This is a genomic window from Dyadobacter chenwenxiniae (assembly GCF_022869785.1).
Taxonomy (GTDB): Bacteria; Bacteroidota; Bacteroidia; order Cytophagales; family Spirosomataceae; genus Dyadobacter; species Dyadobacter chenwenxiniae.
On the sequence record NZ_CP094997.1, the window covers coordinates 5817312 to 5832486 of the forward strand.

Below are 15175 nucleotides of genomic sequence, written 5' to 3' on the forward strand. Positions count from 1 at the left end.
TCAAGCTTCCTCTTCCGTCCCCAAAACCTCCCGAAAAACTTCCATCAAACCATCCGAAGGCTCTTGTCCTTTGTTTTTTGTTTTGAAATATTCCTGAAATAATTTTTCCATGCTCAGGGATAGATCGATTTCTGTGTTGGCGGTAGCCAGCTCGCTTTTTTTGATTTGGGGGATGATTTGAATGATACCGGAATGGGCTTCGTTCAGGCGCTTTTTGTCGGCGGCTTCGAGGTAATTGTCTGAAATGATGGTAAGTTCGATGAGATCTTCACCATGCTCGCCTAGCCATTCGATGGCTTTTTCAATATCGTTGAAGCTTTTTCTGCGGAGTTTTTTCCCGTTTTTTAATTCAATAGGGCGATAGGAAACGAGATGACCGGCTTCTGCTTCGATCAGGACTACATATTTGGTTTGGTTCGCTTCTGAAAAGCTGTATGCGAGCGGACTGCTGGAATAAATGGCAGGCGCGGGATTTTTGTCGACAACGTGATAGCGGTGTAAATGTCCGAGTGCAATGTAATGCACTTTGCTTGGAAAGTTTTCGGTGTAAATGGCTTGTGCACCGCCAATGTGCAGAATAGGGCGCTCTTCTTCCGGTTCTTCCGGAACAGGCTCTCCTTTTTTCATTACAAATAAATGGGTCATTAAAAGATTAAACCCATTGTCATCCAGATATTTATCCGCTAATTCCTGCCAATGTTCCTGTAAATGATTGCGTAATGCTTCTTCCGAATCTTCAACGCCTAAAAATGTTTTCAAACGCTGTTCATTGGCATAAGGTGTGTGTAAAATTCTTAGCGGAAAGTCAGCATTAGGAAGCTCGATTTCAATAAATCCTTTTGCAGTCCGGAGCATGTTTACCTTAGCTTGCGTGCAGAATGATGAAATCTCGCTGTTTGGAAAACCTACAAAAATAATTCCGCAGACCTTTGCCAATGCGTCCGGAACCTGAATGCGTTCCGGGGAATCATGGTTGCCGGCAATGGCGACTACGGCGCGGCTTCCGTTGGCTGACAAGCGATGCAATGTGCTGTATAATAGTTCGGTAGCTTCGGAGGATGGATTGAAATTATCAAACAAATCACCCGCAACGACCACGGCGTCGACCTTTTCATTTTCGGCGATCTGACAAATTTCATCGAGCACCTGACGTTGTTCTTCCAGTCTCGAGTAATTATCGAGCTTTTTACCAATGTGCCAGTCAGCCGTGTGGAGGATTTTCATTTTGTGTGATTAATTTAGCGAAAATAACATTTCATCCTGTAAGTATTGAGATATTCAGCTGCTACATTCTTGCGTCGTTGCCTCCTTAAATGCATTTTTCTCTGTATTGGAATCAGCATGATGCATTGCCGGCGAAATGCAGAAACGCATGAAAAAGCGGGCGTAGCAATCTCCTTCGACGACCATTTTATCAACGAATGGTTTGCATTAAGGCCCATGTTCCAGAAATATAATGCGAAAGTCACCTTTTTTGTGACCTGCCCCGATAGCCTCACGCAAGACGAAATCAAGAAGCTCAGATTACTACAAAGCGACGGCCACGAAATCGGTTTTCACGGCACGATTCATGGTAAATCAACAGAATTGATCGCGGCAGGACCAGAAAATTATAAAAAGATAGAATTGACTCCCGGCCTTTCATATATGGCCAAAGCAGGCTTTAATCCAACGTCCTATGCGCATCCCGGCGGAAATCACAATGACCAGGTGGACTCCGTTTTGCTGGCCAGCGGCTTTAAGATCCTTCGTGACGTTGCAATATCACGTAGGAAAATGATGGGATTTCAAATGTATGCGCTGGCTCCGCGGCTTATGCCTTGGATTTATTATTCATTTGATAATCAGCAAGTTGTTGATGCGCTGTTGATTGATGAAGACGCCGGATTAACAGAGCCGGAAATGATGGAGGCGCTTGAAAAAGCAAAAAGCACAAATAAAGCCTTAATGCTGTTTGGACACGAACCACTATATGGCAAGCCACAAAATGGCGAATACGGCTTCAATGTGCCGTTTCTTGAAAAAATATTGAAAGAAGCCGACCGGAAAAAATTGAAGTTCTACACGATGTCGGAACTGCCGGAAGAGAAGTGAGCATTATCTCCCGAAGCGCCTGTCTTTATAAGCCAGCAGCGGCTTTTCAAAATACGAATAGGAGAATGAGGCCACTGCAACGGACGCGACAAAGGTGAGTACATATAAACCGATGTGATACGATGTGCCGGTCCAGGCAGGAAAATATTTAGTTAAAAAATTGATTATCAATACAATTACAAACACGTGGTAGATGTAGAGGCCATAGGAGATTTTCCCCAAGTGGTTCATCACACTATTATTCAGGCTGATTATCGTATTTGGATTACACGAAACATTTAAAATAAAGAAGGCGAAGAAAAGCGCGTAGACCTCTAAAAAGCCATAAAAGTGAATGCCTGAAAGGAAAAGTGCTGCAAGAAGAACGTACACGATGATTTGCAGATCCTTTCTGAAAACGACGTGAAGGATGTGCGTTTTTTGATTAAAAACAAGCCACGCGCATAACCCGCCCAACGCCATGGTCTGGATTCTGAACTGTCCCAGGAAAGTTGATATCATTGTGCTCTTTGTTCCCTCATCAACATTAACATAATGTAAGCCGGTGAACAGAATGGCAGCGGTAATGCCCAGAAAAAGCAGAATAATAGGAATGCGCTTTTTAGGATACTTGATCAGCCAAGGCCAGAGATAATAAAATTGCTCTTCCACGCCAATGGACCAGGTTTGTGCGCACCAATATGGGAGGTCGTAAAGGACAAAAGCGAAATTAGGCAAAACCAGGAGGAGCAATGTAAGTCGCTCGGCGGCGTGTACGGTAAGCTTTTCTTCAGTTCCCGGAAAACTGAGCAGTTCAATGTGAGGAAATACGAAAAAGGAAAGGCCGATGATCAGAAAGTAAATGGGCCAGATCCTGAAAACCCGGCGGAGATAAAATTTCTTGGCATCCACATCGCCGAACCGGCCGCGTTCTTCGAGTAATAAATAGGTGATCAAAAAGCCGCTCAAAACAAAGAACAGCCCAACGCCTAATCGGCCAGCATGCTGAATAATAGGGAGTTCGTAAATATTAGCAATTCCCAAAGCATGTTTTGCCTGTTCCAGATGGTGAAAAACCACCAGCATGGCTGCAATGCACCGGATACCATTGAGATTTGGGAAGTAACGCTTTTTTTCCACTTATACTAAGCCTGATTTCTGCTCTGACTGATTACTGAAACCAAGCCATCCATTTGCCCTGAACTTTCATTACTTGCTCGATCAGGTCGCGAACTGCGCCGTGACCGCCGTTTTTTGGAGATATATAATCTGATAATGCGAGGATTTCCTCCACCGAATCGGCAGGACATGCGCTGAGCACATTGGTTCGCATTACTTCATAATCGGGCAGATCGTCGCCCATGAATACGATTTCATCTTCTGTCAGGTTGGTTTCTGCAAGATACTTTTTGAAAATCGGCAGCTTTCCGTCGGGTGAAGTTCCGATAAAAATGTCTGTCACGCCAAGATATTCAAGTCGTTTGCGGACCCCTATTTGATTTTGTGCAGAAATAATAGCCACACGATAACCCATCCTGATCGCGCGATTGATGCCGTAACCGTCCTTAACATTAAAACTGCGGGGCTGCTCGCCGCTTTCCAGCGCAATCACGCTGCCGTCTGTCATGACCCCGTCAATGTCGAAAATAAAGGTTGTAATGCGTTTGAAGCGGTCTATTAATGCTGTATTCATGAAAAATCAGGATAATGAATCCCGCAAATATAGCCTAACTTTTCAGGAGACAGCGCGGGGTCCTATTATTTTGAAATGTAGAAGTTCCTGATTTTGTCAGTAAGGAGCCTGTAAATCTCCGTCCAATCCTCATTGGTTTCCTGCAAATATTCCAAATGCCGGTTGGTCGTTTTCCAGTCGCCGCGGCGTGCAGGACCTGTTTGGCCCAGCGAAGGATCATTGGAAAGCAATGCTTTGTGAATGGTCGTTTGGATAAGTGGTTTCAATAAATCAAAATTAAGCTGTTCCCTTTCCAGCATGTTTTGGGAAACTGTAAGGAGATAATTGGTAAAGTTGCTGGCGAAAACCGCCGCGACATGCAGGATAAACCGCTCGTCGGAATCCATGCGGCTCACGTGATCGCTTACACTTTGCGCAAGCTGAATGAGCTTGTTTTCAATGAGTTCGTTTTTTGATTCAATACAAAAGGGCAGTTCTTTATAATCCATTTCCAATCCTTTTGTGAAGGTTTGAAGCGGATAAAAGACACCGGTATGCACATATACGTCGCTGTAAATTTCAACCAGATTTTGAAATTCCGCTAGCGACCTCGTTCCCGAGGTGTGGACAAGCACGACGCCTTCGGGGAGCACGATACGCTCGATAACACTTTCCAATGCATCATCAGAAACGGCTATAACAATCAAATCGGCTTCACTTTCGGAAAAATTAAGGTCTGGCTGAATGTTGGTGTCGTAAAGGTAAGAAGCCAGTTGACGGGCCTTTTGGGTGTCGCGGCTATAAACTTCACAAATCCAATGACCGGCGTCTTCAAAAGCCTGGGCAAGATGCCAGGCCACATTTCCGGAACCAACGAAGGAGATTTTCATGCACAAAGCGTTATATCCGCCCTAAGTTATGGCATAAAGTTAATTTAGCAAATCAGTTGACGAGCGGGGCTGTCTGCGCAGCACTTGTTATGCCATCGGGCAATTCCATAATGCGCATGTTACGGAAATGGATTTCAGCACCTTCCGCTTCCAGGCAAATGTAACCACGTTTTCGCTCGGAGTTTCTCAGGCCATTTACAAACTTGCCATTAACAGAAAGCTTCACAGTTCCGTCGACGCAAACTACCACATATTTATTCCATTCCCCTTTTCCTTTGCAGCGTTTTTCAAGGGATTTGCTTCTTATGCCTCGTGGGTTGTCGGGAACTGCCGTCATGCCCATGGTCGGAAACAGCTCGCCGTGCACGTAGTCATCCGTTGCGTTGTGTTGCCTTGCATAATCGAGTTCCAGCATCTGCACTTCAATGGCTTTTGTAAGCGGATCGTGTTCCTGCGGCGTGCCTTCGCTCCATACGAAAATCCCCGAATTGCCGCCTGCTTCCATATGTTTCCATTCCACTTCTAATATGAAATTTTCGTATTGGCGATCGGACCGCATTACGCCGATAGGCTTGCCGGAGCAGATCAATGTTCCGTTTTTAACTTTCCAGGTGTCTTTGGATGTGTTGACATCAACCCAGCCGTTCAGGTTTTTTCCATTAAAAAGCGGCCTGAAAGAGAGATTTTCAACAGTTTGAGCACGGCTTAAATTGAGCGACAGGGCAAAAACCAGCATGGCCATCGCATAATGTTTGGGAAAAGTGTTTTTCATGTTAATGATTTACCAGTAAAGGTTTAGGATCAGGAATGATGCAATATCGCAATTCTTCAAACGCTGTAACCTATATTTGAATCCAGGTTAATTTGATTACCATAATTTTCTCACACTAAAATTTAATTAAATGTTTCGGATGAAAGTTTTCTATGCTTTTGTAATTCTGACGGCTGCACTCAGCTCTGTTCGTGTTTACGGTCAGACGCAATCACAAGCCAGCGCGGTGATTGACTTCGGCACCGGTTTCAGTGATGACAATTCCTGGGCACCTTCTGTATTATATTATGAACAGGTAAGCATGAACCGCATTCCGTGGTTCCGGTTCGGGCTGGGGATCAGGGCGTGGGGTTATTATGCAAACCGGACGGATTTGTACACAAAGACGGGTTCTCCGCCGGATTATCTGGAATACAACAAAGTGTCGGCTAACGGGCTGAGCTTCGTAGTTGGGGCTAATTTAAGGTTGTGGAAAATTGATTTGGGTATAAATACCGATTTAATAGGCGCATCATTCGGTTCACGGAGAAGCGGTTACTATGAAAGAAATTTGACCGGGCCTGGAACAGGATCTCCCAATAACGGAAAATGGTTGAAAACTTCGCCGGTGATTTTTAATGCAGCACCGTTGTTTTTGGAGAATTATAATGGACAGTCCGAGGCATACGCGCGTATTTATTTTAGTAAGCGCATTGGCCTTAAAGTCGGATACTTGTATGGGCATATTGCCTACCGGACGAGGAATGCAGACGACCGTAAGGTATTCCTGGACAACAATCAGCGCCGGGTCTCACAAAACTACGGAATGCCATATGCCGCATTGAGTTTTCCCATACTGCATTAAGCATGGCAGAAATTTTAAATATGCGCTGATTCCCCACAGCCGGGCGAAATTTCACAAACATACTTGTTATTCAATTTGTTAAACTCTATATTTGCACTCCCATTTTGCGATGGGACTGTCTTGTTACAGTGTAATTTATTGAAAATCAATTAAATTTTTGTTAATCGTGGATACGTTAAGCTACAAAACCATCTCGGCGAACAAAAACACAGTGAACAAGGAGTGGGTTGTTGTGGATGCTCAGGATGCAATTTTAGGCCGTTTGGCAAGTGAAGTTGCGAAAATTATCAGAGGCAAGCACAAGGCAAGTTACACTCCTCATGTGGACTGTGGTGATAATGTTATCATTATCAACGCCGATAAAATCAAGTTGACAGGAAAGAAAATGACGGACAAAATTTATGTTCGCCACACAGGTTATCCAGGAGGTCAGCGTTTTCAAACTCCCCGCGAGTTGCTCGAAAAACACCCAGGTCGTGTAATCGAGAAAGCCGTAAGAGGCATGCTTCCAAAGAATCGTTTGGGACGTCGTTTATTCACAAATCTGTTTGTTTATGCTGATGCAACACACCCGCACAGCGCTCAGCAACCAAAAGAAATCAAGTTGTAATTCATGGAAGTGATCAACAAAATAGGTAGGAGAAAAACTGCTGTGGCCCGTATTTATATGACGCCCGGCAAAGGAGATATTAAGGTTAACGGACGCGATTACAAGGAATATTTTCCTTTTGAAGTGCACCAGATCGTTCTTCAGCAGCCTTTTGCTGTTATCAGCGGAGGCAATGGTTATGATCTTAAAGTCAATGTAAGAGGCGGCGGGATTTCAGGACAGGCGGAAGCAATCCGTATGGCTATTTCCCGTGCACTTTGCGAATACAATGGCGAATTCCGTGGCGCTTTGAAAAAAGAAGGATTCCTTACACGTGACCCTCGTATGGTTGAACGTAAGAAATACGGACGCGCTAAGGCTCGTAAGAGATTCCAGTTCTCGAAACGTTAAGAGTTCAGGGTTTAGAGTCCATAAGTTTAAAGTTCAATATTCTTTTAACTCTAAACTCGTACACTTTAAACTAAAAAATGTCCAGACAGTACTTATCGTGCCCGATGTGCTGTGCTGCGTAATCTACAAAACATTTTATTTTTAAAACATTATCTGTAATGGCACAAATAGAATATAAAGAATTATTGGATGCAGGTGTACACTTTGGTCACCTTACCCGCAAGTGGGATCCACGCATGGCTCCATACATTTTCATGGAGAAAAACGGGATCCACATCATTGACCTGAATAAAACTTTGAGCTGCATCGATCAGGCGGAAGCCGCTTTGAAGCAGATCGTTCGTTCAGGACGTAAGATCATGTTTGTTGCTACTAAAAAACAAGCGCAGGAAATCGTAACGGAAGAGGCGAAACGCCTTAAAATGCCTTACGTAACTGATCGCTGGTTGGGTGGTATGCTTACAAACTTCGGCACAATTCGCAAGTCTTTGAAAAAAATGCAGACTCTTGAGAAGATGCTAAAAGACGAAACCACGGTTAGCAATATAGCGAAGAGAGAACGCCTGATGCTTACACGTGAAAAGGATAAACTGGAAAGAGTGTTAGGTGGTGTAGCTGACCTGACCCGTCTACCTGCTGCCCTTTTCATCGTTGATGTAAAACGCGAGCACATTGCAGTTTCAGAAGCAAAAAGATTGAACATACCCATCTTTGCGATCTGCGACACCAACTCAAATCCTGAACTGGTTGACTTCCCGATTCCAAGCAATGATGATGCTTACAAAGCCATCTCATTGATTACTTTGGCAATTGGAAAAGCAATTGAAGAAGGTTTGATGGAACGCAAACAAGATAAAGACGATCAGCGCCTTGTAGAGGAAGAAGAAGCGAAGCGCCAGGTTGACAAAGGCAACGAAGAAGCTGCACCTGCAGCGCCTCGTGCCGAAGTTGCCGCGGAGACAAGCGTTGCTGAAGGTGATGAAGAGTAATCAGGGCAATATGGAATAAGGTTTCGGCCTTCTCCTGTCTGAACAGATATAAGTAGCCCATAGCCCTTTTGCTATGGGCTACAGTTTTTTAAAATTCAACCGGAAGCGGATTTCTTAACTGTTTTCTAACATTTCAGTAACAGCCGTTTCCTTTCAAATCAGTAATAATCAATACTAAAATAGATCATGGCAATTACCGCACAAGATGTAAACAAACTCCGCCAAATGACTGGCGCGGGCATGATGGATTGTAAAAAGGCACTTCAGGAAGCTGACGGTGATTTTGACAAAGCCGTTGATATTCTTCGTAAGCAAGGACAAAAAGTTGCAGCAAAACGTGCTGATAACGCAGTTTCAGAAGGAACCGTGGTTGTAGCAATCAGCGCTGACGGAACAAATGGTAAGTTGATCGCATTTGCGTGCGAAACTGAGCCGGTTTCTAATGTTGAAGATTTCAAAAATCTTGCACAAAGCATTTTGGACAAAGCTGTTGCGGATAACATTGCTGATAAAGACGCTTTGCTTTCAGCTACATTGCCTGATGGCCGTCCTGTTAGCGAACACATCGTTGACCTTGTTGGAAAGCTAGGTGAAAAACTGGAGATTGTTTCATACGAAAATGTAACAGCTGACAAAGTTGTTCCTTACATCCACTCCAATGGCAAATTGGGCGTTTTGGTAGCATTCGAAGGCGTTAATGGCACAGATGTAAGCGAGCTTGGAAAAGACGTTGCTATGCAGATCGCTGCTATGAAACCTATCGCCTTGGACAAAGACGAAGTAGATTCAGCAACTGTTGAGCGTGAAATCGAAGTGGGTAAAGAGCAAGCAAGAGCAGAAGGCAAGCCAGAAGCAATGCTTGAGAAAATTGCACAAGGAAAACTTCAGAAATTCTATAAGGACAACACCTTGCTGAACCAGGAATTTGTAAAGGACTCTTCGCTGACAATCCGTCAGTTATTAGAGAAAACTGCAAAGGGTTTAACGGTAAAATCTTTCAAAAGAGTCGCTATCGGAGCTTAGGAAGCACTTCTTATAAAATAATATTGACAACGCCTGGTATCTATTTGTATACCAGGCGTTGTTTTTTAATATTTACAAAAAATTAATTAATCCATTAATTTTTTGGACACACACTATCAGTGACATTGATTGAGATGGTTGACACATTAGCAGATTATGCATGGCATAATGTAACAGACGAAGAACTGGTTAAGCTCTTTCTGGAATCCGGTAATAACCGGTATTTTGAAAAACTTTACGACCGATACGCGCTCAAAGTATTCAAGAAATGCCTTTCATTAACACGTGATGTCGGCCGGGCCGAAGACCTCACCCACGATGTGTTCCTTAAATTGGTATTTAAAATGGGTACCTTCAAAAAAGGTGCAAAATTCTCCACCTGGCTTTATTCCGTCACGTATAACCATTGCATGGACCTGATGCGGTCCAACAAAAAAAGGGTCATAACGGTGCATGAGGAAAGCGCGGATTGTGTAGAACACATGGATCTGGATAGCCTGTTCGGGGTTGAAGAGGTTAATACAAAGATACTGCGGCAGGCACTGGACCATTTACAGCCTGAGGAGAAAGCCCTTCTTTACATGAAGTATATGGATGACCGGAGCATCCGATACATTGCAGGAAACGCTCATTTAACCGAAAGCGCGGTTAAAATGCGGCTTATGCGCTCACGTGAGAAGCTCAGGCGCGTATATCTGGAGATCGCATATTTGGGGAATTTCTGCAAATAGTTATGAATTTTGATAAACTATTAAGTACTTACGGCGGCAGACCCCCTTCCCTCACGGGTTAAAAGTGAACTTTCTATATTTATTCACTAAAACATCAAGTATGAGCGGAAAACTTCGACATTACCTCTTGATCCTGACGCTGCTTACATTATCATTGCCTGGTTTGACACAAACCGTGGACCTCAGTAATTCTCTCAATGCCGGAAAATTGAAGATACCCGGCGACACTACATGGAAAAAAATTGAGTTTGGGGCCAATCTTAACCAAGGTTCGTTTAGTTCTAACTGGACGGGCGGAGGTGTGAATTCAGTTGCTCTTGGTTTGTTTTTCAATGCACTTAGTGAAAAAATTAAGGGCAAAAACGCTTGGCGAAATGATTTCCAATCTCAATACGGGGTTGTTCGAAACAAAGGACAGCAAAGCCGAAAGAATGTAGACCGTATATTTTTTGATACTAAGTATAACAGGTCTATCGGCGCCAAATGGAGCCTTTTTGCCAATGTCAATTTTCTTTCGCAGTTTGGAGACGGATACAATTATTCAGCCGCCCCAGACTCTACGGATGTTAAAAGAAAGGTGTCAGGAATATTTTCGCCTGCATATGTAACGGAGGCCATCGGGATTGAATACCGTCCCGCGCCTTATTTCTTCATAGATTTTGCGCCTGGGGCTTTGCGGCAGACCATCGTTTTAGATAAAAATTTATATGTGAATACGCCAGACCAGAATAACTACGGTGTTCCTATCGGAAAAAGGGTGCGGACAGAGGCAGCATTGATACAGATTGTGGCAAATTTCGATAAGGACATTGTAAAGGATTTGAATCTGAAATTCAGATATCTGATGTTCTCCAACTTTAAAAATCCCGGCAATATTGATAACCGTCTGGATGCTATGCTGACAGCGAAAATTAATAAGTATGTGAATGTGAACCTGGGAGCTATTATGGTATATGATGACGACCAGAGTGATAAAGTGCAGTTCGCGCAAGCTTTAAGCATCGGATTTTTATACTCATTCTAATTGTTCCAACTAACCTCAACTTGTTATGCTTCAGGAATTCAAAATTTTTATTGCCAAAGGGAATGTTCTCGATTTAGCTGTCGGTGTTGTAATTGGGGCCTCATTCGCTAAAATTACAACCTCACTCGTGGAAGACATTATTAATCCAATCTTGGGTCTGCTGATAGGCGGCGTGGATTTTACCCAATTGAAAATCGTATTGAAGGAGGCCGTTGATAAAACCCCGGAGGTTTCTATCAAATATGGTAATTTTATCCAGGTTTTAATCCAGTTTATTATCATTGCCTGGGTAATTTTTATGGTCGTGAAACTTGCCAACCGGCTCCGGATTTCTGAGTCGCTTGTTAAAAAAGAGTAAAAAATTTGATTCGAAAACAGTAGAACGAGGTGCATTTGATGTGCCTCGTTTTTTATTGAGTTATTAATTTAATAGGCAAAATTTTTTTCTGGAAAAGATTTACCTTCGCGTTTAGTGCTGTTTGTTCAATGTTTAAAAGTAGTCTTGTGCAAAAAAAGGTCGTTATTTTGGGTGGGGGAGAAAGTGGCACAGGAGCCGCAATCCTGGCCAAGTCCAAAGGTTTTGATGTTTTTTTGTCAGATCGCGGACAGTTAAACCAAAAATATATTGACATTCTTCACCGGGAAAACATTCCATTTGAGCAGGGAATTCATTCAGAATCACGGGTTTTAGAAAGCGACCTGATTATCAAAAGTCCGGGCATTCCGGACACCGTCCCACTTATTATCGCAGTAAAAGAAAAGGGCATTCCGGTCATTTCGGAGATTGAATTTGCGTCCCGCTACACTTCGGCCAAACTGATTGCCATAACAGGCAGCAATGGCAAAACCACCACGACGCTTCTAACGTATCATCTGCTGAAAAATGCGGGACTGAATGTTGGCCTGGCAGGGAACATTGGCGACAGTTTCGCCTGGCAGGTTGCCGAAAAGCAATTCGACTATTATGTGTTGGAAATCAGTAGTTTTCAGTTAGATAATATTGAAGATTTCCATCCGCAAATTGCTGTTTTGCTTAACATTACACCGGATCACCTGGATCGCTACGGTTACAATTTCCAGAACTACATTGATTCAAAATTCAACATTGTCCGAAATCAAACAACAGCGGATCATCTCATTTATTTTGAAGATAGTGAAGTGATTGCGGCTGAGCTTTCGAAACGGAACATTGATTCTCAAAAAATAAAAATATCTCTTGCGAATAAATTATCAGAAGGCGCTTATTTAGACGAGCAGAAACTGATCTCAAATGCTGCAAACGGCACATTTGAACAAAACTTTGAAGAATTGCCTATCAAAGGCCCGCATAATGCCATTAACGCACTGGCAGCAATATCGGTTGCGCAGCTATTGGGAGTAAGTTCTGAAAAAATTTCCGAAGGATTAAAATCCTTTACAAATGCGCCGCACAGGCTTGAAGAAGTGGAAGTTATCGACGGCGTTACCTACATTAACGACTCCAAAGCAACCAATGTGGATTCCGTATTTTACGCGTTAGGGAGTTTCGAACGACCAATCGTTTTGATCGCAGGCGGAGTCGATAAAGGGAATGATTATAGCCAGATTGAAGCGCTGGTGCGTAATAAAGTGAAGGCTTTGATAGTTCTTAGTAAAGATTCCGATAAGTTGGAAAGTTACTTTTTCGGAATTGTCCCTCAAATATACATAACCCAGGATGTCCAGGATGCGGTTAACAAGGCGCAGGAATGGAGCATTGCGGGTGATATTGTGCTTCTTTCTCCTGCATGCGCGAGTTTTGATTTATTCAAAAACTATGAGGACAGAGGTGAAAAATTCAAAGCTGCGGTCAGAAATCTAACCAGTCAAAAATAATCATTAAGCATTACCGGTCACCAATATGGATTTCTTGCTAAAATCAAGAGAAGACACGCAGGCATGGTTCAGCAAAAACCTTAAAGGAGATCCCTGGATTTGGGGAATTTGCATTGTAATGCTGATGTGGAGCATTGTGGTGGTGTATAGCGCCAGTGTAAAGGACGCTTACAGCCAGATGGATGGAAACACGGAATACTATCTTTACAAACACGTCCTGTTATGCTTTCTTTCGCTGATGGTCATGTACTTCGTCCATCGCATTCCCTATATCAAATTCGTCTACGTTACCCGGCTTGCAGTATGGAGTTCAATATTGCTTTTGATTTTCACGATGTTCTTTGGAACATCCGTTAATGATGCGGCCCGGTGGATTGAAATTCCAGTGATAGGCCAGCGTTTTCAGCCTTCGGAATGGGCAAAAGTTGCGTTAATTGCCCATTTATCCTTAATCCTTGCAAGACACATTAAAGGCGGCTGGAATACGAGGGAGCTTTTTACCGAGCCGCTTGCGCTGGTAGGAATCGTTTGCGGGCTTATATTTACAAGCAATGTTTCTACGGCCGTCATGCTGGCTGGCATCTGCTTTCTTTTAATGTTTGTAGGCAAAGTTCCGCTGCATTATTTGTTTTTTACAGCATTGGGCCTCGTTTTCTTCGCGACCATTGCCATTTTGCTCAACTCTACACAAAGATCAGGAACTGCACAAAACCGGATCTCAGCGTTTTTTGACAAAGATGTTGTTGTATATCAATCGCAACAATCTTACATGGCTATGGCCAGGGGCGGATTATATGGAGAAGGCGTTGCCAAAAGTCGCCAGCGTCGCTTCCTGCCTGAGCCGCAGAAAGACTTTATTTTCGCCGTTGCCGTAGAAGAATATGGCACATTGGGCGGCACCGTATTAATTGTTCTTTATCTCATTCTTCTATATCGTGGCTTAAAAGCGATTGAAGCAACAAAACGACCATTTGGTGGACTGCTATCGGCGGGGCTCACATTCATTGTCGTCAGTCAGGCGTTTTCGGCCATGGCCGTCACGGTCGGGCTGGTGCCGGTCACCGGGCAAACATTGCCATTTTTTAGTCAGGGCGGAACATCTTTGCTCTTCACCGGCATTGCAATGGGCATGATCCTGAGCGTAAGCCGGGGGGAAACAGTAGAAGAGAAAAAGATTTAAAATGTCAAAAAGAGTCATTATCAGCGGAGGCGGCACTGGTGGGCACATTTATCCCGCAATTGCGATAGCCAATGCATTACAGAAAAAGGATCCTGAACTGGAAGTGCTTTTTGTAGGGGCTTTGGGCAAAATGGAAATGGAAAAGGTGCCGCGCGCGGGCTACGAGATTGTGGGTCTGCCAATTGCCGGCTTGAAAAGATCATTGTCCCTGGAAAATCTGCTGGTTCCCTTCAAGCTTTTGAACAGCCTGTTCAAGGCCAAGGCCATTATTGAGGACTTTAGACCCGACGTTGCGGTGGGAGTGGGCGGCTTTGCCAGTGGCCCGTTGTTGATGATGGCGTCGTTAGCCGACATTCCAACATTAATTCAGGAGCAAAATTCCTACGCAGGGATTACCAATAAGTTTTTGGGTAAAAAAGCCAGAAAAGTTTGCGTGGCTTACCCGGGGATGGAAGCGTTTTTTCCGGCAGATAAAATTACGCTTTTAGGAAATCCGGTGAGAAGTGACATTGTGGATGTGTCTGCAAGAAATAAGGAAGCACTCGTGGAGTTTGGCCTGAACGGCGACCATAAGACATTGTTTGTGATGGGTGGAAGTCTTGGGGCAAGATCTATTAATGAAAGCATTAATGCAGGTTTGCCACAGCTATTAGAGGCTGGTTATCAGGTTTTATGGCAAACCGGAAGAGCCTACATTGACACGGCCAAGCAAACCATCGCAGGCCTTGGAACAGATAAAGTAAAAGCTTTTGATTTCATTTATACAATGGATCTTGCTTATGCAGTTGCGGATGTGGTCATTTCAAGAGCTGGCGCATTATCTGTTTCTGAATTATGTCTGGCTGCGAAACCGGCTATCCTGGTTCCGTTTCCAGCTGCGGCGGAGGATCATCAGACCAAGAATGCTTTAACCTTGGTTGAGCAGGACGCGGCGTTAATGATCAAGGATTCCAAGGCAATGCAGGAGCTTATTCCACAGGCACTCGAACTCCTGAAGGACATTGTTAAGCAAGGTGAATTGAAATTAAATATCCGCAAGCTGGCACGCCCCAATGCTGCCGACGATATTGCCGCAGAAGTTTTCAAATTAATCAAGTAAATAACCTCAGGAACTGATCTTATG

General features: G+C 43.7%; 17 protein-coding genes. 12 read left to right on the plus strand and 5 right to left on the minus strand.

Annotated features, from left to right (window positions below):
- Positions 1-1224, minus strand: coding sequence for a metallophosphoesterase family protein (locus tag MUK70_RS24910; RefSeq protein ID WP_234657456.1), 1224 nt, complete (start codon positions 1222-1224; stop codon positions 1-3).
- 117 nt (positions 1225-1341) lie between these two features.
- On the opposite strand from MUK70_RS24910, the gene MUK70_RS24915 reads away from it, so the two are divergent.
- Positions 1342-2094 (plus strand): polysaccharide deacetylase family protein, encoded by a 753-nt coding sequence (locus tag MUK70_RS24915; protein ID WP_234657455.1) that lies wholly within the window; start codon positions 1342-1344, stop codon positions 2092-2094.
- 3 nt (positions 2095-2097) lie between these two features.
- Here the strand turns inward: MUK70_RS24915 and MUK70_RS24920 are convergent, their stop codons facing one another.
- From MUK70_RS24920 to MUK70_RS24935, 4 genes are all read right to left on the minus strand, one after another.
- Entirely contained in the window at positions 2098-3213 is a 1116-nt protein-coding gene (locus MUK70_RS24920; protein WP_234657454.1) for an acyltransferase family protein, read from the minus strand.
- 31 nt (positions 3214-3244) lie between these two features.
- A complete protein-coding gene (locus tag MUK70_RS24925; RefSeq protein ID WP_234657453.1) occupies positions 3245-3766 on the minus strand; it encodes a KdsC family phosphatase in 522 nt (173 codons plus the stop codon).
- 65 nt (positions 3767-3831) lie between these two features.
- Positions 3832-4635 carry a Rossmann-like and DUF2520 domain-containing protein gene (locus MUK70_RS24930; protein ID WP_234657452.1) on the minus strand — a complete coding sequence of 268 codons (804 nt, stop codon included), beginning with the start codon at positions 4633-4635 and terminating at the stop codon, positions 3832-3834.
- Positions 4636-4687: 52 nt separating this feature from the next.
- Positions 4688-5407, minus strand: coding sequence for a 3-keto-disaccharide hydrolase (locus MUK70_RS24935; RefSeq protein WP_234657451.1), 720 nt, complete (start codon positions 5405-5407; stop codon positions 4688-4690).
- 139 nt (positions 5408-5546) lie between these two features.
- On the opposite strand from MUK70_RS24935, the gene MUK70_RS24940 reads away from it, so the two are divergent.
- From MUK70_RS24940 to murG, 11 genes are all read left to right on the plus strand, one after another.
- Positions 5547-6251: a hypothetical protein gene (locus tag MUK70_RS24940; RefSeq protein WP_234657449.1), complete on the plus strand. Its 705-nt coding sequence runs from the start codon at positions 5547-5549 to the stop codon at positions 6249-6251.
- 166 nt (positions 6252-6417) lie between these two features.
- Complete coding sequence (gene rplM / locus MUK70_RS24945; protein WP_138283238.1) at positions 6418-6861, plus strand: 50S ribosomal protein L13; 444 nt, start codon at positions 6418-6420, stop codon at positions 6859-6861.
- A gap of 3 nt (positions 6862-6864) precedes the next feature.
- Positions 6865-7251 (plus strand): 30S ribosomal protein S9, encoded by a 387-nt coding sequence (rpsI, locus tag MUK70_RS24950; RefSeq protein WP_234605709.1) that lies wholly within the window; start codon positions 6865-6867, stop codon positions 7249-7251.
- Positions 7252-7409: 158 nt separating this feature from the next.
- Positions 7410-8240: a 30S ribosomal protein S2 gene (gene rpsB, locus MUK70_RS24955; protein ID WP_234657448.1), complete on the plus strand. Its 831-nt coding sequence runs from the start codon at positions 7410-7412 to the stop codon at positions 8238-8240.
- A 186-nt stretch (positions 8241-8426) separates the two neighbouring features.
- A complete protein-coding gene (gene tsf / locus MUK70_RS24960) occupies positions 8427-9263 on the plus strand; it encodes a translation elongation factor Ts (protein WP_234657447.1) in 837 nt (278 codons plus the stop codon).
- Between the two features lie 134 nt (positions 9264-9397).
- Positions 9398-9994, plus strand: coding sequence for an RNA polymerase sigma factor (locus MUK70_RS24965; RefSeq protein WP_234605701.1), 597 nt, complete (start codon positions 9398-9400; stop codon positions 9992-9994).
- A 100-nt stretch (positions 9995-10094) separates the two neighbouring features.
- Positions 10095-11018, plus strand: coding sequence for a DUF3078 domain-containing protein (locus tag MUK70_RS24970; RefSeq protein ID WP_234605699.1), 924 nt, complete (start codon positions 10095-10097; stop codon positions 11016-11018).
- 25 nt (positions 11019-11043) lie between these two features.
- Positions 11044-11376 (plus strand): large-conductance mechanosensitive channel protein MscL, encoded by a 333-nt coding sequence (gene mscL / locus MUK70_RS24975; RefSeq protein ID WP_234605697.1) that lies wholly within the window; start codon positions 11044-11046, stop codon positions 11374-11376.
- Between the two features lie 128 nt (positions 11377-11504).
- Positions 11505-12872: a UDP-N-acetylmuramoyl-L-alanine--D-glutamate ligase gene (gene murD, locus MUK70_RS24980; RefSeq protein WP_234657446.1), complete on the plus strand. Its 1368-nt coding sequence runs from the start codon at positions 11505-11507 to the stop codon at positions 12870-12872.
- Positions 12873-12897: 25 nt separating this feature from the next.
- A complete protein-coding gene (locus MUK70_RS24985; protein ID WP_082216680.1) occupies positions 12898-14052 on the plus strand; it encodes an FtsW/RodA/SpoVE family cell cycle protein in 1155 nt (384 codons plus the stop codon).
- Position 14053: 1 nt separating this feature from the next.
- Positions 14054-15151 (plus strand): undecaprenyldiphospho-muramoylpentapeptide beta-N-acetylglucosaminyltransferase, encoded by a 1098-nt coding sequence (gene murG, locus MUK70_RS24990; RefSeq protein ID WP_234657445.1) that lies wholly within the window; start codon positions 14054-14056, stop codon positions 15149-15151.
- Positions 15152-15175 lie beyond the last annotated feature (24 nt).